We start from the raw sequence: 23,307 nt of genomic DNA, 5'->3' as shown, positions 1-23,307 counted from the left end.
GGTCAGCTCACGGTCAGGGCGTCACGCATGGGCACGAGCTTCGCGTCGGACTCGGCGACCTCGGACTCCGGGTCGGACCCGGCGACGATCCCGCAGCCGGCGAAGAGTCGCATGCTGGACGGGTCCGAGGGCTCGAAGGCCCCGCAGCGCAACGCGATTCCCCACTCGCCGTCACCACTGGCGTCCATCCAGCCCACCGGTCCGGCATACCGCCCGCGGTCCATGCCCTCCAGCTCGCTGATGACCTCGTCGGCGACGGTCGACGGCGTGCCGCACACGGCTGCGCTCGGGTGGAGGGAGGCTGCGAGGATCAGCGACGTGGTGCGGTCGGCCAGCACGCCGGCGACGTCGGTGGCCAGGTGCATGACGTTGGACAGGTGCAGGACGAACGGCGCCTCGGGGACGTTCGTCGACGAGCAGTGCGGCCGCAGCGCGTCGGCCACCGAGCGCACGGCGTACTCGTGCTCCTCGAGGTCCTTGCTCGACCGGGCCAGCGAGGCGGCCAGCGCCAGGTCGTGCTCGTCGTCGCCGGTGCGGCGGATGGTGCCGGCGAGCACCCGTGAGGTGACCAGGCCCTTCTCGAGCCGCACCAGCATCTCGGGGGTCGCCCCCACGAGACCGTCCACGGCGAAGACCCACGTGGTGTCGTAGCGCTCGGCCAGCCGGGCCAGGAGCCACCGCGCGTCGATCGGCTCCTCGGCGCTGACCCGCAGGTCGCGGGCCAGGACCACCTTGTCGAGGCTGCCGCCGGTGATCCGCTCCACCGCGCGCCCAACCGCGCCGGCCCACTCGCCGGGTGCGAGCGCACCGTCGGCGAAGCGCACCCCCGAGGGCTCGCGCGGCTCGGACTGCTGTGGCACCACCGGGGTGGGCAGCTCGGCGCCGGTCCCGATGGTGGTCACCCACCACTGGCCGTCGCGGGCCCCCACGACGACCTCGGGCACGACGAGGGTCGCGCCGGCAGGTGAGCCCGCGGCATACGAGATGGAGCCGAAGGCGACCGGTCCCGTGCCGGGCAGGGAGACGTCGTTGCGCACGACGGCGCCCTCGACGACCTCGCGCCACCACGCCTCGGCCTGCTCGAACCGGTCGGGGCCGTGGGCGGTGAACTCCAGCGCGCGTCCCCAGCCGACCAGGCCCTCGCCGCGACGCACCCAGCTGAACAGCTCGGTGGGGTCGGCCCGGTCCGGGAGCAGGCCCAGCAGCGTGCCCGGGTCGTGCAGGGCCACGGTGCGGGCGACCACGGGCGAACCCGCGGGTCGGCTCGCCTGCTGGGGCGTGGGAAGGCTGGTCATGTCGGGGGAAAGCCTACGGCGCGGCCTGCGCGCAGCCGCGGGAGGTGGCCGCCGGCGTGGATGGGAGGATGACGCCATGACCCGCGCCAGCCTCGACAAGGACCCCCGTGACGTCGCCGCGATGTTCGACGACGTGGCCGGGAAGTACGACCTGACCAACGACGTCCTGTCCCTCGGGCAGGACCGGCTGTGGCGTCGCGCGGTCCTGAAGGCGGTCGACGCGCAGTGCGGCGAGACGGTGCTCGACATCGCCGCCGGCACGGGCACGAGCAGCGAGCCGTTCGCCGACCACGGGGTCAACGTGGTGCCCGCCGACTTCTCCCTCGGGATGCTGCGGGTGGGCAACCGTCGCCGTCCCGACCTCGGGTTCACGGCGGCCGACGCGATGCGGCTGCCGTTCGCGGACGACAGCTTCGACGCGGTGACGATGTCGTTCGGCCTGCGCAACGTCGCGAGCGTCGAGCAGGCGCTCGGGGAGTTCCTGCGCGTCACCCGCCCCGGCGGGCGGCTCGTGGTCTGCGAGTTCAGCCAGCCGGTCAACGGCCCGTTCCGCAAGGTCTACAGCGAGTACCTCATGCGCTCGCTGCCACCGATCGCCCGCAAGGTCAGCAGCAACCCCGAGTCCTACGTCTACCTCGCCGAGTCGATCCAGGCCTGGCCGGCGCAGCGCGAGCTGGGGGAGCGCATCGCCGCGGCCGGCTGGGGCGACGTGGGCTGGCGCAACCTGACCGGTGGCATCGTGGCGCTGCACCGGGCGACCAAGCCCACCCCCTGAGGCCGTGCCTGAGGCGGGTGCAGGGCCCCGCGTCAGGCACTCGACTCGGCAGTGGGGCAGCAGTAAGGCTCGCCTCACTGGTGACCGGAAGCCGGGTCGGGAATAGACTCCCCAGTCGGTAGTTCGTGAAGACGTTCACAAGCGTGTGAGGCAGGCGTGACAGACACCATCAGCGAGGCCACGGGAGCCACTCCCGCAGCCGGCGCACCCACGGAGACCGCCGACGTGATCGTCGTCGGTGCCGGTCCGGCGGGATCGGCCACGGCGGCCTACCTCGCCATGGCGGGGCTGGACGTCCTGGTCCTGGAGAAGACGGCGTTCCCGCGCGAGAAGGTCTGTGGCGACGGGCTGACGCCGCGCGCGGTCAAGGAGCTGATCACCCTGGGCATCCCCACGCCCGAGGAAGACGGCTGGATCAAGAACCACGGCCTGCGGATCATCGGCGGCGGCATGCGGCTGTCCCTCCCGTGGCCCGACCTCGCCAGCTTCCCGCCCTACGGCCTGGTCCGCACGCGGCAGGACTTCGACGACATCCTCGCCAAGCACGCGGTGAAGCACGGCGCGCGGCTGCGCGAGTCCACCAACGTGACCGGCCCGATCCTCGACTCCAAAGGCTCCATCGTCGGCGTCACCGCCAAGGCGGTGGACGAGAAGGGCCGTTCGACCGGCCCCGAGCTCCGGTATGCCGCGCCGCTGGTCGTCGCCGCGGACGGCAACTCCTCGAGGTTGTCCCTGTCGATGGGCCGGGAGAAGCGTGAGGACCGCCCGATGGGCGTGGCCGTGCGCACCTACTACACCAGCCCCCGCCACGACGACGACTACCTCGAGTCCTGGCTCGAGCTGTGGTCCACCGACGACAGCGGCAAGAAGGTGCTCCTGCCCGGCTACGGCTGGATCTTCGGCGTCGGCGACGGCACCTCGAACGTCGGCCTCGGCATCCTCAACACCTCCAGCGCCTTCGGCAAGACCGACTACAAGGACGTCATGCGTCGCTGGGTCGCGACGATGCCCGAGGACTGGACGTACAACGACGAGACCATGGTCGGCCCGATCCGCGGCGCGGCACTGCCGATGGGCTTCAACCGGCAGCCGCACTACGACAACGGCCTGCTCCTGGTCGGCGACGCGGGGGGCATGGTCAACCCGTTCAACGGCGAGGGCATCGCCTACGCGATGGAGTCCGGGCGCCTCGCCGCGGAGGTGATCGCCCAGGCCTTCGCCCGTGGCACCGACGCGCAGCGCGAGCGGGTCCTGCAGTCCTACCCCAAGGTCATGGCCGACGCGCTCGGTGGCTACTACACGCTGGGTCGCTACTTCGCGAAGATGATCGGCAACCCCGAGGTCATGCGGCTGGCGACGAAGTACGGCCTGCCGCGCACCACCTTGATGAAGTTCCTCCTCAAGGTGATGGCCAACCTCGCCGAGCCCCACGGAGGCGACCCGTCCGACCGCCTCATCACCGCGCTGTCGAAGATGGCCCCGGACGCATGACCCGGCGTGCATTCTCTGGCGTCGCCCATAGGATTGGGCCGCACCGCAAGCATGTGACCGGCGACACACCTGACAACCGCAGCGACGACAGAAAGGGAGTGGCACCGCGATGAGCAACCCCTACGTCCCGTTGCTTTTCCTGTTGGCCATCGGTGGCGGGTTCGCCGTCTTCTCCGTCGGCGCAGCGGCGGTCTCCGGCCCCAAGCGCTACAACCGCGCCAAGCTCGACGCCTACGAGTGCGGCATCGAGCCGACCCCCCAGGCCGCGGGCGGTGGCCGCGTGCCGATCAAGTACTACCTGACCGCCATGCTCTTCATCATCTTCGACATCGAGTCGGTGTTCCTCTATCCCTTCGCGGTGGCCTTCAACCAGCTCGGCCTCTTCGCGCTCGTGGAGATGGTGCTGTTCATCCTGACCGTGTTCGTGGCCTACGCCTACGTGTGGCGCCGCGGCGGCCTCGAGTGGGACTGACGAGGGACTAGGAACCAAATGGGAATCGAAGAGAAGCTGCCCGCGGGCTTCCTGCTGACCACGGTCGAGCAGGTCGCCGGCTACATGCGCAAGAGCTCGGTCTGGCCGGCCACGTTCGGCCTCGCCTGCTGCGCCATCGAGATGATGGCCGTCGGCACGCCCGACTACGACATCGCCCGGTTCGGGATGGAGCGGTTCTCCGCGACCCCGCGCCAGGCCGACCTGATGATCGTCGCCGGCCGCGTCAGCCAGAAGATGGCGCCGGTCGTCCGCCAGGTCTATGACCAGATGCCCGAGCCCAAGTGGGTCATCTCGATGGGTGTCTGCGCCAGCTCCGGTGGCATGTTCAACAACTACGCCATCGTCCAGGGGGTCGACCACATCATCCCGGTCGACGTCTACCTGCCCGGCTGTCCGCCTCGCCCCGAGATGCTGCTCAACGCGATCATCACGCTGCACGAGCAGATCCAGAACTCCAAGCTCGGCGTCAACCGGGTCGCCGCCGCACGCGCCGCCGAGGCCGCAGCGCTGGCCGCGACCCCGACCCACCAGATGACCGGTCTGCTCGCCCAGGGTGCCGGCAGCAGCCACACCCACGCGCACGGTCACCTGCACGGCACCGATGTGGCCCACGGTGGTGTGGCATGAGCGAAGCGACCAACGACGCAGCCGACGAGACCAAGGACGCCCCCGCCGAGGACCCCAAGAAGGCCACGGCCAACAGCAACATCGACGGCACCAAGGCCGACGCCGCCGCCGCCGACAAGGGTGCCGGACCCGAGCAGCCGGCCCCCGTGGCTGCCGCGTCGACCATCGGCGTGCAGCCGGGTGAGGTCGTCGACCGCGACACCGACGAGCGACTCCCGGCCGCCCCCGGCACCGCCCCCGACCCGGTCGTGGTGGGTGAGCGGCGCGGCATGTTCGGCGCGGCCGACACCGGTGACACCTCGGGCTACGGCGGCATGGTCAGTCCCATCCTGTTCCCCGGCGCGGCGGTCCGCCCGTACGGCGGCTACTTCGACGAGATCGCCGACCAGCTCGAGCGCGGCCTCCTGGGTGGCTCCGCCTCCTATACCGAGGCCGTCGAGCGAGTCGTGGTCGACCGCGGCGAGATGACGTTGTTCGTGCGACGCGAGCACCTCCCGGCCGTCGCCCGCGCCCTGCGCGACGACCCCGCGCTGCGCTTCGAGATGTGCACCGGTGTCTCCGGCGTGCACTACCCGCACGAGGCCGACCGCGAGCTGCACGCCGTCTACCACTTCCTGTCGATCACCCACGGCGGTCGCCGGGTCCGCGTCGAGGTCACCGCACCCGATGCCGACCCGCACATCCCGTCGATCGTCGAGATCTACCCGGCGAACGACTGGCACGAACGCGAGACGTGGGACATGTTCGGCATCGAGTTCGACGGCCACCCGTCGCTCACCCGCATCCTCATGCCCGACGACTGGCCGGGCCACCCGCAGCGGAAGGACTACCCCCTCGGCGGCATCCCCGTCGAGTACAAGGGCGCCACCATCCCGCCGCCGGACCAGCGGAGGTCTTACAGCTGATGACGACCAACTCGACCCACACGGACATCTACGCCACCTCGGGCGCCGACACGGCGGCCGCGGAGGGCGCCCACGTCTTCAACGCCACCGGCGGCGACTGGGACCAGCTCGTCGACGAGGCGGCCGCCCTCCACGAGGAGCGGATCGTCGTCAACATGGGACCGCAGCACCCGTCGACGCACGGCGTGCTCCGCCTCATCCTCGAGCTCGACGGCGAGACCGTGACCGAGACCCGCGCGGGCATCGGCTACCTCCACACCGGCATCGAGAAGAACATGGAGTTCCGCACCTGGACGCAGGGCGTGACGTTCTGCACCCGGATGGACTACCTCACGCCGTTCTTCAACGAGGCCGTCTTCTGCCTCTCGGTCGAGAAGCTCCTCGGCATCACCGACCAGATCCCCGAGCGCGCGAGCACGATCCGCGTGCTGATGATGGAGCTCAACCGCATCACCTCCCACCTCGTCGCCCTCGCGACCGGTGGCATGGAGATGGGCGCCACCACCGTCATGACGGTCGGCTTCCGTGAGCGCGAGCGCATCCTGTCGATCTTCGAGATGGTCACCGGCCTGCGCATGAACAACGCGTTCATCCGCCCCGGTGGTGTCGCGCAAGACCTGCCGCCCGGTGCCATCGACAAGGTCCGCGACACGATCCCGTTGGTGCGCAAGGGACTTGGCGAGCTCGAGCTCCTCCTCAACGAGAACCCCATCCTCAAGGGCCGCACCGTCGACGTCGGCTACCTCGACCTGTCGGGCTGCATGGCGCTGGGCATCACCGGCCCCGTGCTCCGCTCGACCGGCCTGCCGCACGACCTGCGCAAGCTCGACCCCTACTGCGGCTACGAGACCTACGACTTCGAGGTCATCACCCGCACCGAGTCCGACGCCTATGCCCGCCTGCGGATCCGCATCGACGAGATGTACGAGTCGCTCAAGATCGCGGAGCAGTGCATCGACCGGCTGCAGGCCAACCCCGGCCCGGTCATGGTCGAGGACAAGAAGATCGCCTGGCCTGCTCAGCTCGCCATCGGCGGCGACGGCATGGGCAACAGCCTCGACCACATCCGCGAGATCATGGGCACCTCGATGGAGTCCCTGATCCACCACTTCAAGCTGGTCACCGAGGGCTTCCGGGTGCCTCCGGGTCAGGCGTATTCCGCGGTCGAGAGCCCCAAGGGCGAGCTCGGCTGCCACGCGGTGTCCGACGGCGGCACGCGCCCCTACCGCGCGCACTTCCGTGACCCGTCGTTCAACAACCTGCAGGCCACGGCCGTGATGTGCGAAGGCAGCCAGATCGCCGACGTCATCGTCGCCGTCGCCTCGATCGACCCCGTCATGGGAGGCGTGGACCGCTGATGGCCGAGCACTACGGGATCCAGACGGCGGCGGGACACCTGACCGTCGCCCCAGAGTCCAAGGAGCCGTATGCCGCGGACGTCCTGGCCGCGTTGCACGAGGACGCTGCCCAGGTCGTCGCGAAGTACCCGCAGAAGCGCTCCGCGCTGCTGCCGCTGCTGCACCTCGTGCAGTCGGTCGACGGCTACGTCACGGGTCGCGGCATCGACTTCTGCGCCGACGTGCTCGACCTGACGACGGCAGAGGTCTCGGGCGTCGCGACGTTCTACACGCAGTACAAGCGCCACCCCAACGGCGAGTACACGGTCGGCATCTGCACCAACACCCTGTGCGCGATCATGGGCGGTGACCAGATCTGGGACGAGGTCTCCGAGCACCTCGGCATCGGTCACGACGAGACGACGCCCGACGGCAAGGTGACCCTCGAGCGGGTCGAGTGCAACGCCGCCTGCGACTTCGCCCCCGTGGTGATGGCCAACTGGGAGTTCTTCGACAACCAGACGCCCGAGTCGACCAAGCAGCTCGTCGACGACCTGCGGGCCGGCAAGGACGTCCGTCCCAGCCGCGGTCCCGCCAAGGTGTGCACCTTCAAGCAGGTCTCGCGCGTGCTGGCCGGTTTCCACGACGGCCTCGCGGACGAGGGTGTCGGCGCCGGACCGGCCTCGCTGGAGGGCCTGCGGCTCGCCCACGAGCGCGGCTGGACCGCCCCTGACGGCACGGCCGGCGAGACGGCGAACGACGACCAGCAGCCCACGGCGACGTCCGACGAGACGGCGGCAGGGCGGCATACCTCCACCGACAGCGCGGCCAACGCGCCTGACGAGAAGGTCGACGACAAGCCGGCCACGCTCTTCGACGGCGACAGCAAGGCAGACGGGAAGGCTGACTCATGAGCACCACGCTGACCCCGATCCTCACGAAGTTCTGGGACGACCCCCAGTCGTGGACGCTCGAGACCTACGAGCGCAACGAGGGCTACCAGGCGCTGAAGAAGGCGCTGGCGATGAAGCCGGCCGACCTGGTGCAGATGACCAAGGACTCCGGTCTGCGCGGTCGTGGTGGCGCCGGCTTCCCGACCGGCATGAAGTGGGGCTTCCTGCCCCCTCCGGACGGCGGCCCCCGCTACCTCGTCGTCAACGCCGACGAGTCCGAGCCGGGCACCTGCAAGGACATCCCGCTGATGATGGCGGCGCCGCAGTTCCTCATCGAGGGCTGTGTCATCACGTCCTTCGCGATCGGCTGCAACCACGCCTTCATCTACCTGCGTGGTGAGGTCGTGCACGTCTACCGCCGCCTGCTGCGGGCGGTCGAGGAGGCGTATGCCGCGGGCCACCTCGGCAAGGACATCCACGGCTCGGGCTTCGACCTCGACATCACCGTGCACGCGGGCGCCGGCGCCTACATCTGTGGCGAGGAGACCGCGCTGCTCGACAGCCTCGAGGGCCGTCGCGGACAACCGCGCCTCAAGCCGCCGTTCCCCGCGGTGGCCGGGCTCTACGCCCGCCCCACCGTCGTGAACAACGTCGAGTCGATCGCCTCGGTCCCGCCGATCCTGCTGCACGGCGCCGACTGGTTCTCCGGCATGGGCACCGAGAAGTCGCAGGGCTTCGGCATCTTCAGCCTCTCGGGTCACGTCAAGCGTCCCGGCCAGTACGAAGCACCGCTCGGCATCACCCTGCGCGAGCTGCTCGACATGGCCGGCGGCATGCGCGACCCCAACAAGAAGCTCAAGTTCTGGACCCCGGGTGGCTCGTCCACACCGCTGTTCACCGACCAGCACCTCGACACCCCGCTCGACTTCGAGTCGGTGGCTGCCGCCGGCTCGATGCTCGGCACCCGGGCGCTGCAGATCTTCGACGAGACCACCTGCGTGGTCCGTGCGGTCGACCGCTGGACCGACTTCTACAAGCACGAGTCCTGCGGCAAGTGCACGCCGTGCCGCGAGGGCACCTGGTGGCTCAAGCAGATCCTCGGCCGGCTCGAGCACGGGCAGGGGTCCGAGGAGGACCTCGAGAAGCTGCTCGACATCTGTGACAACATCCTCGGCCGCAGCTTCTGCGCGCTCGGTGACGGTGCGACCAGCCCGATCACCAGCAGCATCCAGTACTTCCGGCAGGAGTTCCTGGACCACCTGACCCACGGCGGCTGCCCTTTCGACGCCCGGGAGTCGACGCTCTTCCACAAGGACCGCGTGACCGCATGACTGTGACCCAGGCAAAGAATGACGCAGGCCAGAAGGGCGCCGCGCCCGCGACCGACCTGGTGAACGTCACCATCGACGGCGTGGCCGTGGCCGTCCCCAAGAACACGCTCGTGATCCGTGCCGCCGAAGAGGTCGGCGTGCAGATCCCGCGGTTCTGCGACCACCCGCTGCTCGAGCCGGTCGGCGCGTGCCGGCAGTGCCTCGTCGACATCGCCACGCCCGGCCCGGACGGGCAGCTGCGGCCGATGCCCAAGCCGCAGGCCTCGTGCACCATCACGGTGTCCGAGGGCATGGAGGTCAAGACGCAGGAGACCTCGAAGGTCGCCGACAAGGCCCAGCAGGGTGTGATGGAGCTGCTGCTCATCAACCACCCGCTCGACTGCCCGGTCTGCGACAAGGGTGGCGAGTGCCCCCTCCAGAACCAGGCGATGAGCAACGGCCGCGCCCGGTCCCGGTTCGAGGACGTCAAGCGCACCTACCCCAAGCCGATCAACATCTCCTCGCAGGTGCTGCTCGACCGGGAGCGCTGCGTCCTGTGCGCCCGCTGCACCCGCTTCTCCGACCAGATCGCCGGTGACCCGTTCATCGCGCTGGTCGAGCGCGGCGCGCTCCAGCAGGTCGGCATCTACGAGCAGCAGCCGTTCGAGTCCTACTTCTCGGGCAACACCGTGCAGATCTGCCCCGTGGGCGCGCTCACCGGTGCGGCCTACCGGTTCCGCAGCCGCCCGTTCGACCTGATGTCGACCAAGAGCGTGTGTGAGCACTGCGCCTCGGGCTGCTCCATCCGCACCGACCACCGTCGCGGTGCCGTGCTGCGCCGGATGGCCGTCAACGACCCGCTGGTCAACGAGGAGTGGAACTGCGACAAGGGCCGCTGGGCCTTCCAGTACGCCTCCACCGGTGACCGCTTCGAGTACCCGATGGTGCGCGACGAGCTCGGCGAGCTCCAGGTCGCGTCGTGGCCCGAGGCCCTCGAGGTCGCGGCTCGCGGCCTCGCGGCGGCCAAGGGTGTCGGCGTCCTGACCGGTGGCCGGGTGTCCGTCGAGGACGCCTACGCCTACGGCAAGTTCGCCCGTGCGGTCCTCGCGACCAACGACATCGACTTCCGTGCCCGCCCCCACTCCGCCGAGGAGGCCGACTTCCTGGCCGCCTCCGTCGTCGCGACGGGCCCGGACGGGGGAGCGGTCACGTACGCCGACCTCGAGCAGGCAGCGACCGTCGTCCTCGTGGGCTTCGAGCCCGAGGAGGAGAGCCCGATCGTCTTCCTGCGGCTGCGCAAGTCGGCGCGTCGCGGCAAGACCGCCGTGTATGCCGTGGCGCCCTTCGAGACGCGCGGCCTCACCAAGCTCAACGGCACGCTCATCCCGTCCGCCCCCGGCACCGAGGCCGAGGTGCTGCGCGCCCTCGCCGACGGTGTCACCGGTGACGGTGCCGCGGCCAAGGCCGCGCAGGCCCTCGAGACCCCGGGGGCGATCGTGCTCGTCGGCGAGCGACTGGCCAGCGTGCCGGGCGCCCTGTCGGCAGCCGCGGCCCTCGCGTCCTCGGCCGGCGCCCGGGTCGCCTGGGTGCCCCGTCGTGCCGGAGAGCGTGGTGCCCTCGAGGCCGGCGCCCTGTCCACGATGCTGCCCGGTGGCCGTCCGGTCGCCGACGCGGCCGCTCGCCAGCAGGTCGCCGAGGCCTGGGACGTCGTCGGGCTGCCCGACGTGCCCGGCCGCGACGGTGCCGGCATCCTCAGGGCGGCCACGACCGGCTCGGTCAACGCCTTGGTCGTCGGTGGCGTGGACGCCGCCGACCTCGCCGACCCGCGTGCCGAGGAGGCCCTGGCCAAGACCTTCGTCGTGTCGCTGGACTTCCGGCCCTCGTCGGTGACGGCTGTCGCCGACGTCGTGCTGCCGGTCGCCCCGCAGGCCGAGAAGGGTGGCACGTTCGTCGACTGGGAGGGCCGTCCGCGGTCCTTCGAGCCGGCCCTCGACACCGCCGCCCTGTCGGACTACCGCGTCCTGGACATGCTGGCCAACGAGATGGGCTCCTTCCTCGGCACCCGCACGCTCGCCGAGATCCGCCGCGAGATGACCGCCCTCGGGCCCTGGACCGGCGAGCGCCGCGACGCTCCCACCGTGCCGGTGGCCGAGGTCCCGAGTGCCGGTGACGGCCAGCTCGTGCTGGCCACCTGGCACCACCTCCTCGACCGGGGCTCGCTGCAGGACGGCGAGCCGTTCCTGGCCGGCACCGCGGCCAAGGCCCGCGCCCGGGTGTCCGCCGCCACCGCTGAGCTCTTCGGCCTCGTCGACGGCGACACCGTGACGGTCTCCAACCGCCGCGGCTCCGTGTCCGCGCGCGTCGCGGTCACCGAGGGCATGGTCGACCACGTCGTCTGGCTCCCGACGAACTCCGACGGCTCCACCGTCCGCGCCTCGCTGGGGGCGGTCTCCGGTGACGTCGTGACCGTCACGAAGGGAGGCGCCCAGTGAGCACCCTGACGTATGCCGCGCAGGCCCTCACCGGCATACCGCACCTCGCATCCGGCCTCGGCGCGCAGGCGCCGTTCGCCGACAACCCGAGCACGGACTTCAGCGACACCCCGTGGTGGCTGCACCTGGTCAAGGCGCTGCTGGTCTTCGTCTTCCTGCTGGTCAACACGCTCGTCGTGATCTGGTTCGAGCGTCGGGTCATCGGCCGGATGCAGCAGCGTCCCGGCCCCAACCGCACCGGCCCGTTCGGGCTCCTGCAGACCCTGGCCGACGGCGTGAAGCTGGCCCTCAAGGAGGACCTCACGCCCAAGAACGCCGACAAGGTGGTCTTCGCGCTGGCCCCGGCCATCGCCGGTGCCATGGCGTTCGTGTCGTTCGCGATCATCCCCATGGGACCGACCGTCTCGATGTTCGGCCACCGCACCCCGTTGCAGCTGACCGACATCCCCGTCGCCGTCCTGCTCGTGCTCGCAGTCGCCGGCGTCGGTGTCTACGGCATCGTCCTGGCTGGCTGGTCGTCCGGCTCGACCTACCCGCTGCTCGGTGGCCTGCGCTCGACCGCCCAGGTGATCTCCTACGAGATCGCCATGGGTCTGTCGCTGGTCGCGGTCTTCCTCTACTCCGGGTCGATGTCGACCTCGCAGATCGTCGGCGCCCAGAAGGACCTCTGGTACATCCTGCCGCTGGTCCCGAGCTTCCTCGTCTACGTCGTGACGATGGTCGGCGAGACCAACCGCCTGCCCTTCGACCTCGCCGAGGGCGAGGGCGAGCTGACCGGTGGCTTCCACACCGAGTACTCGTCGCTGAAGTTCGCGATGTTCTTCCTCGGTGAGTACGTCAACATGTTCACCGTCTCGGCGCTGGCCACCACGATGTTCCTCGGCGGCTGGATGGCCCCTCCCGGCATCGCGGCGATCAACGACGGCATGTTCAACCACGGCTGGTGGGGCCTGCTCTGGTTCGTCATCAAGCTCTGGCTGTTCATGTTCTTCTTCGTCTGGCTGCGTGGCTCGCTGCCGCGGGTCCGCTACGACCAGTTCATGCGCTTCGGCTGGAAGTTCCTCATTCCCGCCACCCTGACGTGGGTCGTCATCGCCGCGTTCATGAAGGCGAGCCAGCTCGGCTTCATCGACGGACCGAAGCTCACCGTCCGCGGCCGCGAGTACCCGATCCTCAGCATCGTCTTCATCATCGTGCTCGCCGCAGGGGTGTTGGTCTGGACCTGGATGCGCGACACCCGCAAGAACGAGAAGGCCGCGATCCGCAACGCGCCGCCGCCGGAGGAGATCGACCCATTCGCCGGCGGCTACCCGGTGCCACCACTGCCCGGCCAGCGGCTCAAGGAGCCGTCCCTGGCGATCAGCGGCCCCGACACCGCAACGGAGAAGGAGGCCACTCGTGGCTGACGACCAGAAGCAGCCCGGTTTCTTCGCCGACCTGTTCGCCCCGGTCGGAGGGTTCGGCGTCACCTTCGCCACCATGTTCCGCAAGCTGGAGACCGAGGAGTACCCCGAGGAGAAGCGGCCGACCCAGCCGCGCTACCACGGCCGGCACCAGCTCAACCGGCACGCCGACGGCCTCGAGAAGTGCGTCGGCTGCGAGCTGTGCGCGTGGGCCTGCCCGGCCGACGCGATCCTCGTCGAGGGTGCGTCGAACGACGACTCCGACGGTGGCACCGGCCGGTTCTCACCCGGCGAGCGCTACGGCCGCGTCTACCAGATCAACTACCTGCGCTGCATCTTCTGCGGCCTGTGCATCGAGGCCTGCCCGACGCGCGCCCTGACGATGACCAACTTCTACGAGCTGGCCGACAACAACCGGGCCGACCTGATCTTCACCAAGGAGCAGCTGCTCGCCCCGCTCCAGGACGGGATGCTGCCCGCGCCGCACCCCATGGTCGAGGGCCTCGAGGAGCGCGACTACTACCAGGGCAAGGTCGCCCGTGCGACGCCCGAGCAGGAGGCCTGGGTGAAGGAGCACGACGCCCAGCCCGAGGACGGTCTCGCGCCCAGCGGCGACCCCGTCGAAGGAGTGGACACCGTGACCACGCGACAGGCCACCCGCGACACGACCGAGGCGGTGCGCCGATGACCGGCTTGGGTGAGCAGATCATGTTCTGGATCCTCGCGCCGATCAGCGTGCTCGGTGCGCTCGGCCTGATCTTCGCCAAGAAGGCGGTGCACGCCGCCCTGGGCATGGCCCTGGTGATGATCAACCTCGGGATCTTCTACATCGCGCAGGAGGCCGACTTCCTCGGCATCATCCAGATCTTCGTCTACACCGGCGCGGTCATGATGCTGTTCCTCTTCGTCCTGATGCTGGTCGGCGTCGACTCGTCCGACTCCCTGGTCGAGACGCTCAAGGGCCAGAAGTGGGCGGGCGCACTGCTCACGCTCGGCCTGGCCACCCTGCTGTTCACCGCGATCGGCCGGGCGCAGTTCGGCCCGATGAAGGGTCTGGCCAGCGTCAACGAGAGCACCGGCAACGTGTCCGGCGTCGCCGACCTCATCTTCGGCAAGTACGTCTGGACCTTCGAGATCACCTCGGCCCTGCTCATCACCGCCGCGCTCGGCGCGATGGTGCTGGCCCACCGCGAGCGGATCGGCACCAAGCCGAGCCAGCGCGCCTGGTCCGAGCGCCGCATCCTCGAGAACCGCAACGTCGCCGGTCTTCCGGCGCCCGGTGTCTACGCCCGCAGCAACGCGGTCGACACCCCGGCCCTGCTCCCCGACGGCACGCCGAGCGAGCTGTCCGTCTCGCGCGTGCTCACCGCCCGTGAGCAGAACGTCGCGCCGGCCCGCCACATCGAGTCGGAGCACGACATCGAGCACGAGATCGAGGAGGGGTCGCAGCGATGAACCTCGTCAACTACATCTACCTCGCGACCCTGCTGTTCGCGATCGGTGGCGCGGCCGTCCTGATGCGCCGCAACGCCATCATCGTGTTCATGGGTGTCGAGCTGATGCTCAACGCGACCAACCTGATGTTCGTGACGTTCTCCCGGATGCGCGGCAACCTCGACGGCCAGGTGATCGCCCTGTTCGTCATGGTGGTCGCCGCTGCCGAGGTCGTCGTGGGACTGGCCATCATCATGGCCATCTTCCGTGCCCGCCGGTCGGCCTCGGTCGACGACGCCAACCTGCTGAAGCTGTAGAAGGAGCCACCAGGTGACCTCCCTCGCCCACCTCGCCACCGCCACCACAGCGTCTGACAGCGTTGCCGCGGCCACCGGCGTCACGGCATACGCCTGGCTGCTGGTAGCCCTGCCGCTGCTCGGTGCCGCCGTGCTGCTGTTCGGCGGACGCGCCACCGACAAGTGGGGGCCGCTGTTCGCCACCGCCATGTCGTGGGCGGCCTTCGTCGTCGGCTTCGTCGTCTGGATGGCCATGCTCGGCCGCGATGGCGAGGACCGCGCCGCGCACCTCCACCTGTTCAACTGGGTGCCGGCCGGCTCGTTCAACCTCGACGCCGGCATGCTCGTCGACCAGCTGTCGGTGACGTTCGTGCTGCTGGTGACCTTCGTGGGGTCGCTCATCCACGTCTACTCGATCGGGTACATGGAGCACGACCCGGACAAGCGCCGGTTCTTCGCCTACCTCAACCTGTTCGTGGCCGCGATGCTGCTGCTGGTGCTGGCCGACTCCTACCTGCTGCTCTACGTCGGCTGGGAGGGCGTGGGTCTCGCCTCCTACCTGCTCATCGGGTTCTGGAACCACAACCCGGCCTACGCCACCGCCGCCAACAAGGCGTTCGTCGTCAACCGGGTCGGTGACTTCGGCCTGTCGGTCGGCATCATGATCATGTTCGCGGCGTTCGGCACCGTCACCTTCGCCGGGGTGCAGCAGGCCGCCGAGGGCGGCGCGGGCGAGGGCGTCCTCACCGCGATCGGGCTGATGCTCCTGCTCGGCGCGTGCGGGAAGTCGGCGCAGTTCCCGCTGCAGAGCTGGCTCGGCGACGCGATGGCCGGCCCGACCCCGGTGTCCGCGCTCATCCACGCGGCGACCATGGTCACGGCCGGCGTCTACCTCGTGGTGCGGAGCAGCTTCGTCTTCGACCACGCGCCCAACGCGCAGCTGTGCGTCGTCATCGTCGGCGCGATCACCCTGGTCTTCGGGGCGATCGTCGGTTGCGCCAAGGACGACATCAAGAAGGCGCTGGCCGCCTCGACGATGTCGCAGATCGGCTACATGATGCTCGCGGCGGGCCTCGGCCCGGTCGGCTACGCCTTCGCGATCTTCCACCTGCTGACCCACGGCTTCTTCAAGGCCGGGATGTTCCTCGGCGCCGGCTCGGTCATGCACGGCATGAACGACCAGGTCGACATGCGTCGCTTCGGTGGGCTGTCGGGCGCCATGAAGGTCACCTGGATCACCTTCGGCCTCGGCTGGCTCGCCATCCTCGGTGTACCGCCGTTCTCCGGCTTCTGGTCCAAGGACAAGATCATCGAGGCCGCGTTCATCGGCGAGGGCTGGCGCCCGTGGGTGTTCGGTGGCGCCGCGCTGATCGGCGCTGGCATCACCGCGTTCTACATGTCGCGCCTGTTCTTCATGACCTTCCACGGCAAGAAGCGCTGGACCGAGGACGTGCACCCGCACGAGTCACCCCGCACCATGACCATCCCGATGATGGTGCTCGCGGTCGGCTCCGGTCTGCTCGGCCTCGTCCTGTCCATCGGCGGCACCTTCACGCACTGGCTCGAGCCGGTCGTCGGTGGCCACGAGGAGGGCGAGCACCCGGTCCTGCCGGTGTGGCTGCTCATGACGCTGACGCTGCTGCTGGTCGCCGGCGGTGTCCTGCTCGCGTGGATGCGCTACTGGCGCGACGAGGTGCCCCAGGTGCAGCCCACGGGTTCCCTGGCCACCCGCGCCGCACGCCGTGACCTCTACCAGGACGACGTCAACGAGGGAGTCTTCATGCGGCCAGGTCTCCACCTGACCCGAGCACTGGTGTTCGCCGACACCCGGGGTGTCGACGGTGGGGTCGGCGGACTCGCCGCCCTCGTCGGTGGCACGTCGAGTCGACTGCGTCGCCTCCAGAACGGCTTCGCCCGCTCCTACGCCCTGACGATGCTCGCCGGCGTCGTCGCGATCCTCGGTGCCATGTGGGTGATCCAGTGATGACGAACTTCCCCTGGCTGACCGTGATCGGGGTGATCCCGCTCATCGGCGCTGCCGTCGTGGCCGGGCTGCCCGCCGGCCTGACCGACCGCGCCAAGCACGTCGCCCTCGGCTTCTCGCTGGTGACGCTCGTCTTCGGCATCGCCGCCGCGCTGCAGTTCGAGAACACCTCGGACCAGCAGTTCCAGCTCACCGAGCAGCACGAGTGGATCCCGCAGTTCGGGGTGTCCTACGCCCTGGGCGTCGACGGCATCGCGCTGGTCATGATCCTCATGGCGCTGGTGCTCACGCCGGTCTGCATCCTCGCGGCGTGGCGTGACGTCCCCGAGGGTGGCAAGCGCGAGAAGTACTACTTCGCGCTGATGCTCGTGCTCGCCACCTTCATGGTCGGCGTGTTCGCGGCGACGGACGTGTTCCTGTTCTACGTCTTCTTCGAGGCGATGCTCATCCCGGTCTACTTCCTGATCGGCTCCTTCGGTGGGCCGCGTCGGCAGTATGCCGCGGTGAAGTTCCTGCTCTTCTCGCTCGCGGGTGGGCTGGTCATGCTGGTCGGCGTGATCGCGCTCTACCGCTACGGCCCCGGCGGGGCCGACGGGTTCCTCGTCACCAAGCTGACCGGGCTCGACCTCGGCGTGACGCCCGAGCGGCTCATGTTCGTCGCCTTCTTCTTCGCGTTCGCGGTGAAGGCGCCGATGTGGCCGGTGCACACCTGGCTGCCCGACGCCGCCACCGAGGCCCGCCCGGCCACCGCGGTGCTGCTCGTCGGTGTCCTCGACAAGGTCGGCACCTACGGGATGATCCGGTTCTGCCTGCAGCTCTTCCCGGAGGCCTCGAAGTGGGCCACCCCGGTGGTGCTGGTGCTGGCGGTCATCTCGATCCTCTACGGCGCGCTGCTCGCCATCGGCCAGACCGACATCATGCGGCTGATCGCCTACACGTCGGTGAGCCACTTCGGCTTCATCGTGCTGGGCATCTTCGCCCTCACGACGACCGGCGGCGCGGGCTCGACCCTCTACATGCTCAACCACGGGTTCTCGACCGCGGCGCTGTTCCTCATCGGCGCGATGCTGGTCGCCCGTCGGGGCAGCAAACGGATCCCCGACTTCGGTGGCTGGCAGCGGGTGACGCCAGGGCTCGCCGGGGTGTTCCTCGTGGCGGGCCTGTCGGGTCTGGCGCTGCCCGGACTCAGCTCGTTCATCTCCGAGATCATGGTGCTGGTCGGCACGTTCCAGCGTTACCCGGCCGCGGCGGTCATCGCCACTGCCGGCATCGTCCTGGCCGCCCTCTACATCCTGCTGATGTACAAGCGGATGATGACCGGGCCCACGCCGGAGCTGACGACGCCGGTGCGCGACATCACCCGGCGCGAGAAGCTCGTCGTGGCCCCGCTCATCGCGGCCTTCCTCGTGCTCGGGTTCTACCCCAAGCCGGCCCTCGACATGCTCAACCCGGCGGTGTCCACGACCCTGCAGTACGTCGGCGTCACCGACCCGGCCCCCACCTCCGCTGCTGACGGGAGCACGAAGTAATGCCCGCCATGACGGTTCTGTCCGCCCCGGCGCTGGTCACGGCCTTCAAGCCGGCCGACGTCGACTACGGTGCGATCGCCCCGATGCTGATCGTGATCACCGGCGCGCTCGTCGGGGTGCTGGTCGAGGCCTTCGCGCCGCGTCGCCACCGCCACGTCATCCAGGTCTCGCTGGCCCTGGTGTCGCTCGTCGCCGCGTTCGTGGTCCTCGTGACGGTCTCCGCCGACGAGGCGCACCGCGGTGGCACGCTGGCCCAGGCGGTCATCATCGACGGCCCCGCCCTCTTCCTGCAGGGATCGATCCTGCTGATGGCGGCGCTCGGCGTGCTGACCATGGCCGAGAAGTTCGGCGGCCAGGGTGCGGACGCCTTCACCCCGATGGGTGCGGCCGTCCCCGGTTCGCCCCACGAGGCCGCCGCGCTGCGGGCCGGGCTGGCGACCAGCGAGGTCTTCCCGCTGACGCTCTTCTCGGTCGTCGGCATGCTGCTGTTCCCGGCCGCGGGTGACCTGCTGACCATGTTCGTCGCGCTCGAGGTGCTGTCGCTGCCGCTCTACCTGCTCTGTGGGCTCGCGCGTCGTCGCCGCCTGCTCTCGCAGGAGGCCTCGCTCAAGTACTTCCTGCTCGGTGCGTTCAGCTCGGCGTTCTTCCTCTTCGGTGCAGCCCTGCTCTACGGCTACGCGGGCTCGCTCTACATCGCCGACATCGCCACGGCGGTGAAGGCGGCCAACGGAGCCCTCGAGGGCCTGCTCCTGCCCGGCGTCGTGCTGGTGCTGGTCGGCCTGCTGTTCAAGGTCGGCGCCGTGCCGTTCCACTCCTGGACCCCTGACGTCTACCAGGGTGCGCCCACCCCGGTGACCGGCTTCATGGCCGCGTGCACCAAGGTCGCCGCCTTCGGCGCGATCCTGCGCGTCGTCTACGTCGGCGTCGAGGCCAACCGCTGGGACTGGCGTGGTGGCGTCATCGCCGTGGCCGCCCTGACCATGGTCGTCGGTGCGGTGCTGTCGGTGACCCAGACCGACGTGAAGCGGCTGCTCGCCTACTCCTCCATCGCCCACGCGGGGTTCATCCTCGTCGCGGTGCTGTCCTTCGACCGCACCGGTGTCTCGGGCACGATGTTCTACCTCGTCGCCTACGGCTTCATGACGATCGCGGGCTTCGCCGTCGTGTCGCTCGTGCGCCAGGGTGGGTCCGAGGCCTCGCACCTGTCCCAGTGGGCCGGGCTCGGCCGCAACCACCCCGTGGTTGCGGGCGTCTTCGCTTTCCTGCTGCTGGCCTTTGCGGGCATCCCGCTGACCTCCGGCTTCGCCGCGAAGTATGCCGCGTTCTCGCCGGCTATCTCCTTCGGCGGCCGGTCCGGGGTGGCCCTGGTCATCATCGGCGTGCTCTGCAGCGTCATCACCGCGTTCGTCTACGTCCGGCTGATCGTGCTCATGTACTTCACCGAGCCGCCGGCCGGTGAGGTCGTCGTGGCCGAGACGGCGTCGCCGTTCACCACGATCGCGATCACCATCGGCACCCTCGTGACGCTCGTCCTCGGTGTCCTCCCGGCCCAGGTCCTCGACCTGGCCGAGCGGTCGTCGCAGTTCCTGGTGCGATGACCCCCTGGTGCGATGACACAGGCTGGTGCGATGACACAGGCTGGTGCGATGACACAGGCTGGTGAAATGACCGCGGGCGCGATGACGCTCTCCGTCTCGACGACGCGGACTGCCACGTGAGCACGACCCCACCGGTCCTGGTCCTGCCCGATGTCTCCGACGACCTGTCCGACCGCCTGCGGGAGGGGCTGGCTGCGGTCGACGCGGTGCTGCGCATCGAGGTCGACCACGACGACCCGTTCATCGCCGAGGCCAACCACCACCTCATCGAGGCCGGGGGCAAGCGGTTCCGGCCGCTGCTGACCCTGCTCGCCTCCGAGCTGGGCAGTGGCGCCAACTCCGACGTGGTCGCCGCCGCCGCGGGCGTTGAGCTGACCCACGTCGCGTCGCTGTGCCATGACGACGTGATGGACGAGGCCGACGTGCGGCGCGGGGCACCCAGCGCGAACGCGAAGTACGGCAACTCCACCGCGATCCTCGTCGGCGACATGCTCTTCGGCACCGCGTCGAAGATCATCGCCGACCTCGGACCCGAGGCCGTGAAGATCCAGGCCGAGACGTTCGTGCGCCTCTGCGCCGGTCAGATCCGCGACGACCGGCCGAGCGCGAGCGGCGAGGACCCGGTCGACTACTACCTCCAGGTGCTGGCCGACAAGACCGGCGTCCTGATCGCCACGGCGGCCCGCTACGGCGCGATGTTCTCGGGCTGCGACGCGGCCACGGTCGAGATCATGCGCGAGTACGGCGAGCGGCTCGGCATGGCCTTCCAGCTCGCCGACGACCTCATCGACGTCTCGTCGGACGCCGACGACCTCGGCAAGACTCCGGGCACCGACCTGCGCGAGGGCAAGCGGACGCTGCCCGTCCTCTACGCGCTGGCCTCCACCGACCCCGCCGACGCCCGCCTGCGCGAGCTCCTGCAGTCCGACCTGCGCGACCAGGCTGCGCTCGACGAGACCCTCGGCCTCCTGCGCGGGCACCCGGCCATGGAGCGCGCCCGCGAGCACACGTCGGCGGTCGCGACCGCGGCGCAGGATGTCCTCGACCCGCTGCCCGACGGCGAGGCCAAGTCCGCGCTGCGGGCCCTGGCGACCAGCGTCGTCTCCCGCGTCGGCTGACGAGACCCGACCGCCCCACCGCCCCACCGCCCCACCGTCGCGTTCTCATGCACAAGGCGAGTTGGCGCCGGGTCGGGCGGCGCTAACTCGCCTTTTGCATGGGGGAGCGACGTGAGGTGAGGTATGCCGCGGGGCTGAGCCCGCGGCATACCTCCTGCTCAGGTGCGGTGGATCTGGATGACTGCCGGGCGGGGCTGGCCGCCCCCGAGGTAGGGGAACTGGCTCTGCGGGGCGGCGGGTGAGGCACCGGTGGTCTCACCCGGGTGCTGGACGGCGGCCAGCACGGTCTGCTGGTCCCAGGTGACGAGGGGGCCGCAGCACTCGGAGTACGCGGGCACTGACAGGAACTGCTGCAGGTGACCCTGGTGCGGGCCCGACAGTGGGAAGAGGTACATGCCGTCGCAGGTGCCGAGGGCGTTGCCGTCCGTGGCGATCCACATGTTGCCGTCGTGGTCGAAGGCGATGTTGTCCGGGCACGAGATCGGCGAGACCTCGGTGCGGTCGTAGCCGTTGAAGTAGGTCGTCGGGTCGGTCGGGTCTCCGGCGATGAGGACGATCTTCCAGGTGAAGCTGGCCGTCGTGTCGTCACCCGCGGTCGGCGTGATCTCGATGATGTGCCCGTGCTTGTTGTTGGCGCGGGGGTTGGCCTCGTCGATCTGGCTGGGCTGGCGGCTGGTGTTGTTGGTGCACACGACGTAGGTGCGGCCGTTGACCAGGTTGGGCTCGACGTCCTCGGGTCGGTCCATCTTGGTGGGACCGACCTTGTCGGCGGCGAGGCGCGTCCAGATGAGGACCTCCTCGTGGGTGAACCCGGCGACCTTGCTCTCGTTGTCGACGACGAGGGGCAGCCACTGGCCGGAGCCGTCGCTGATGCCGTCCGCGAACCCGTCCCCGGTGAACTTCGCGACGTAGAGGTCGCCCGAGGACAGCAGCGTCAGGTTGTGCGCGCGGGCCTTGTCCGAGCTGCCGGGGCGGAAGCGGCCGTGCGAGACGAACTTGTAGAGGTAGTCGAACCGTTCGTCGTCGCCGAGGTAGGCGACCACGCGACCGTCGGGAGCCACCGTGACGTTGGCGCCCTCGTGCTTGAGCCGGCCGAGCGCCGTGTGCTTGACCGGCGTCGAGGACGGGTCCGAGGGGTCGAGCTCGACGACCCAGCCGAACCTGTTGACCTCATTGGGTTCCCGCGTCGCGTCGAAGCGGCTGTCGACCCGCTCCCAGCCGCGGCCCTTCGAGCCCGTGAGTCCGTAGCGCTTGTAGGCGTCGGTCTGGTCGGCCGGTGCGGTCGCGGCGGAGAAGTAGCCGTTGAAGTTCTCCTCACCCGACAGCACGGTGCCCCAGGGGGTGAGTCCACCGGAGCAGTTGCCGAAGGTGCCGAGCACGCGCGTGCCGGAGGGGTCGGCGGTGGTCTTCAGCAGCCGGTGACCCGCCGCGGGGCCGTCGAAGGCGAACGGCGTGGTGGCCGTGACCCGGCGGTTCGCTGCGGCGCCCTTGACGTAGCGCCACGGCGCGGTGGCGTTCTTGCGTCGCAGCTCGACCACGGACATCCCGTGCGCAGCCATCGTGATCCGGATCTGCTCGGGCGTCAGCGATGCTGACCCCGTGTAGCCGCGGAACATCAGCTCGTCGTTGGTGTACTCGTTGTTGCACACCAGGGTCCCGCGCGTCTCGTCGCGTCCCCGGACCAGCGTCGTGTAGTCGTTGTTGTAGCCGAACTGACCCTCTTGGGCCGCCGCGCTCTGGTGCTCGAAGTCGAAGGCGGGAGCGTCGGCCAGGATCGGGTCGCCCCAGGCGACGATGGTCGACCACTCGAAGCCGTCGGGGATGACGACCTTGTCGGTGCCGGCCGGCTGTGGAGCGATGGCGGCGAACCCGAACGGGGACTTCGTCCCACGGGCTGCGGCCGAGGCCCCCGAGGGCGCCGAGCCAGTCGCGGCGGCTGCGGACTGCACCCCGGTCAGGGTGCCGAGACCGACCACGGCCGCCACCAGTCCGCTGCCCTTGAGGATCGCGCGTCGGGACGCACCCGCCGCGACCAGGTCACCGAAGTAGCCGTGGTCGGTCTGGTTCGGGATGGGCTTGCTGCAGGCGTCGTCACACTTGAAGTGGCACGTCATCGCGCTCCGGCCGCCCTGGTGGACGGTGAGCAGGGGCAGGGTGGTGCGCTCGGGTGAAGCTGTGGACATCGAAGTTCCTCCAGGTCTGGGGTCGCGCGCTGCGGGACGCGGTCACGCTCAAACCTAGGAAGGGCACCTCCTGCTGACGACGGCGAAGAGATGAACGTCGCCTGACTTTCGGTGAACAGCCAGTAAGCCCTCGGTAGGGTCGGG

19 protein-coding genes are annotated in these 23,307 nt (G+C 69.7%); 17 read left to right on the top strand and 2 right to left on the bottom strand.

The window, feature by feature from the left end; translation table 11 throughout:
- Positions 1-2: 2 nt before the first annotated feature.
- Positions 3-1,295 carry an isochorismate synthase gene (locus ACXJKD_RS08475; protein ID WP_457254034.1) on the bottom strand — a complete coding sequence of 431 codons (1,293 nt, stop codon included), beginning with the start codon at positions 1,293-1,295 and terminating at the stop codon, positions 3-5.
- Between the two features lie 76 nt (positions 1,296-1,371).
- Between ACXJKD_RS08475 and ACXJKD_RS08470 the strand changes: the two genes are divergently transcribed.
- From ACXJKD_RS08470 to ACXJKD_RS08390, 17 genes are all read left to right on the top strand, one after another.
- Positions 1,372-2,070 (top strand): demethylmenaquinone methyltransferase, encoded by a 699-nt coding sequence (locus ACXJKD_RS08470; protein WP_457254032.1) that lies wholly within the window; start codon positions 1,372-1,374, stop codon positions 2,068-2,070.
- Positions 2,071-2,226: 156 nt separating this feature from the next.
- Positions 2,227-3,561 (top strand): geranylgeranyl reductase family protein, encoded by a 1,335-nt coding sequence (locus ACXJKD_RS08465; protein ID WP_457254031.1) that lies wholly within the window; start codon positions 2,227-2,229, stop codon positions 3,559-3,561.
- Positions 3,562-3,670: 109 nt separating this feature from the next.
- Positions 3,671-4,033 (top strand): NADH-quinone oxidoreductase subunit A, encoded by a 363-nt coding sequence (locus ACXJKD_RS08460; RefSeq protein ID WP_056924312.1) that lies wholly within the window; start codon positions 3,671-3,673, stop codon positions 4,031-4,033.
- An 18-nt stretch (positions 4,034-4,051) separates the two neighbouring features.
- Positions 4,052-4,681, top strand: coding sequence for a NuoB/complex I 20 kDa subunit family protein (locus ACXJKD_RS08455; RefSeq protein WP_457254030.1), 630 nt, complete (start codon positions 4,052-4,054; stop codon positions 4,679-4,681).
- The gene (locus ACXJKD_RS08450; RefSeq protein ID WP_457254029.1) at positions 4,678-5,586 is read left to right on the top strand and encodes an NADH-quinone oxidoreductase subunit C; all 909 of its coding nucleotides are present in this window, start codon (positions 4,678-4,680) and stop codon (positions 5,584-5,586) included. The genes ACXJKD_RS08455 and ACXJKD_RS08450 overlap by 4 nt, the downstream gene beginning before the upstream one ends.
- Positions 5,586-6,944: an NADH-quinone oxidoreductase subunit D gene (locus ACXJKD_RS08445; RefSeq protein WP_457254027.1), complete on the top strand. Its 1,359-nt coding sequence runs from the start codon at positions 5,586-5,588 to the stop codon at positions 6,942-6,944. Before ACXJKD_RS08450 ends, ACXJKD_RS08445 begins: the two co-directional genes overlap by 1 nt.
- A complete protein-coding gene (gene nuoE, locus ACXJKD_RS08440; protein WP_457254026.1) occupies positions 6,944-7,837 on the top strand; it encodes an NADH-quinone oxidoreductase subunit NuoE in 894 nt (297 codons plus the stop codon). Before ACXJKD_RS08445 ends, nuoE begins: the two co-directional genes overlap by 1 nt.
- On the top strand, positions 7,834-9,147 hold the full coding sequence (gene nuoF / locus ACXJKD_RS08435) for an NADH-quinone oxidoreductase subunit NuoF (RefSeq protein WP_457254025.1): 1,314 nt from the start codon (positions 7,834-7,836) through the stop codon (positions 9,145-9,147). Before nuoE ends, nuoF begins: the two co-directional genes overlap by 4 nt.
- Positions 9,144-11,618, top strand: a complete 2,475-nt coding sequence (locus tag ACXJKD_RS08430) for an NADH-quinone oxidoreductase subunit G (protein WP_457254024.1) — start codon at positions 9,144-9,146, stop codon at positions 11,616-11,618. The genes nuoF and ACXJKD_RS08430 overlap by 4 nt, the downstream gene beginning before the upstream one ends.
- A gap of 35 nt (positions 11,619-11,653) precedes the next feature.
- Complete coding sequence (gene nuoH / locus ACXJKD_RS08425; RefSeq protein WP_457254174.1) at positions 11,654-13,024, top strand: NADH-quinone oxidoreductase subunit NuoH; 1,371 nt, start codon at positions 11,654-11,656, stop codon at positions 13,022-13,024.
- On the top strand, positions 13,017-13,709 hold the full coding sequence (nuoI, locus tag ACXJKD_RS08420; RefSeq protein ID WP_457254022.1) for an NADH-quinone oxidoreductase subunit NuoI: 693 nt from the start codon (positions 13,017-13,019) through the stop codon (positions 13,707-13,709). Before nuoH ends, nuoI begins: the two co-directional genes overlap by 8 nt.
- Positions 13,706-14,476, top strand: coding sequence for an NADH-quinone oxidoreductase subunit J (locus ACXJKD_RS08415; RefSeq protein WP_457254021.1), 771 nt, complete (start codon positions 13,706-13,708; stop codon positions 14,474-14,476). The genes nuoI and ACXJKD_RS08415 overlap by 4 nt, the downstream gene beginning before the upstream one ends.
- A complete protein-coding gene (gene nuoK, locus ACXJKD_RS08410) occupies positions 14,473-14,772 on the top strand; it encodes an NADH-quinone oxidoreductase subunit NuoK (protein ID WP_344129611.1) in 300 nt (99 codons plus the stop codon). The genes ACXJKD_RS08415 and nuoK overlap by 4 nt, the downstream gene beginning before the upstream one ends.
- A gap of 13 nt (positions 14,773-14,785) precedes the next feature.
- A complete protein-coding gene (gene nuoL / locus ACXJKD_RS08405; RefSeq protein WP_457254020.1) occupies positions 14,786-16,735 on the top strand; it encodes an NADH-quinone oxidoreductase subunit L in 1,950 nt (649 codons plus the stop codon).
- Complete coding sequence (locus ACXJKD_RS08400; protein WP_457254018.1) at positions 16,735-18,264, top strand: NADH-quinone oxidoreductase subunit M; 1,530 nt, start codon at positions 16,735-16,737, stop codon at positions 18,262-18,264. Before nuoL ends, ACXJKD_RS08400 begins: the two co-directional genes overlap by 1 nt.
- Positions 18,264-19,862: an NADH-quinone oxidoreductase subunit NuoN gene (nuoN, locus tag ACXJKD_RS08395; protein WP_457254017.1), complete on the top strand. Its 1,599-nt coding sequence runs from the start codon at positions 18,264-18,266 to the stop codon at positions 19,860-19,862. Before ACXJKD_RS08400 ends, nuoN begins: the two co-directional genes overlap by 1 nt.
- Before the next feature lie 116 nt (positions 19,863-19,978).
- Positions 19,979-20,980, top strand: a complete 1,002-nt coding sequence (locus ACXJKD_RS08390) for a polyprenyl synthetase family protein (protein ID WP_457254016.1) — start codon at positions 19,979-19,981, stop codon at positions 20,978-20,980.
- Positions 20,981-21,138: 158 nt separating this feature from the next.
- Here the strand turns inward: ACXJKD_RS08390 and ACXJKD_RS08385 are convergent, their stop codons facing one another.
- Positions 21,139-23,163 (bottom strand): PhoX family protein, encoded by a 2,025-nt coding sequence (locus tag ACXJKD_RS08385; RefSeq protein WP_457254015.1) that lies wholly within the window; start codon positions 23,161-23,163, stop codon positions 21,139-21,141.
- Positions 23,164-23,307 lie beyond the last annotated feature (144 nt).

This window comes from Pedococcus sp. P5_B7 (assembly GCF_054049895.1).
The sequence above is the reverse complement of the archived record's forward strand: the minus strand, read 5'-3'. Positions and strand labels throughout refer to the sequence as shown.

Excerpts from the sequence above, each read along its gene's own strand:
- ACXJKD_RS08475 (WP_457254034.1), bottom strand. The coding sequence starts at position 1,295 with ATGACCAGCCTTCCCACGCCCCAGCAGGCGAGCCGACCCGCGGGTTCG.
- ACXJKD_RS08470 (WP_457254032.1), top strand. The coding sequence starts at position 1,372 with ATGACCCGCGCCAGCCTCGACAAGGACCCCCGTGACGTCGCCGCGATG.
- ACXJKD_RS08460 (WP_056924312.1), top strand. The coding sequence starts at position 3,671 with ATGAGCAACCCCTACGTCCCGTTGCTTTTCCTGTTGGCCATCGGTGGC.
- ACXJKD_RS08455 (WP_457254030.1), top strand. The coding sequence starts at position 4,052 with ATGGGAATCGAAGAGAAGCTGCCCGCGGGCTTCCTGCTGACCACGGTC.
- ACXJKD_RS08450 (WP_457254029.1), top strand. The coding sequence starts at position 4,678 with ATGAGCGAAGCGACCAACGACGCAGCCGACGAGACCAAGGACGCCCCC.
- ACXJKD_RS08445 (WP_457254027.1), top strand. The coding sequence starts at position 5,586 with ATGACGACCAACTCGACCCACACGGACATCTACGCCACCTCGGGCGCC.
- nuoE (WP_457254026.1), top strand. The coding sequence starts at position 6,944 with ATGGCCGAGCACTACGGGATCCAGACGGCGGCGGGACACCTGACCGTC.
- nuoF (WP_457254025.1), top strand. The coding sequence starts at position 7,834 with ATGAGCACCACGCTGACCCCGATCCTCACGAAGTTCTGGGACGACCCC.
- ACXJKD_RS08430 (WP_457254024.1), top strand. The coding sequence starts at position 9,144 with ATGACTGTGACCCAGGCAAAGAATGACGCAGGCCAGAAGGGCGCCGCG.
- ACXJKD_RS08415 (WP_457254021.1), top strand. The coding sequence starts at position 13,706 with ATGACCGGCTTGGGTGAGCAGATCATGTTCTGGATCCTCGCGCCGATC.
- nuoK (WP_344129611.1), top strand. The coding sequence starts at position 14,473 with ATGAACCTCGTCAACTACATCTACCTCGCGACCCTGCTGTTCGCGATC.
- ACXJKD_RS08400 (WP_457254018.1), top strand. The coding sequence starts at position 16,735 with ATGACGAACTTCCCCTGGCTGACCGTGATCGGGGTGATCCCGCTCATC.
- nuoN (WP_457254017.1), top strand. The coding sequence starts at position 18,264 with ATGCCCGCCATGACGGTTCTGTCCGCCCCGGCGCTGGTCACGGCCTTC.
- ACXJKD_RS08385 (WP_457254015.1), bottom strand. The coding sequence starts at position 23,163 with ATGTCCACAGCTTCACCCGAGCGCACCACCCTGCCCCTGCTCACCGTC.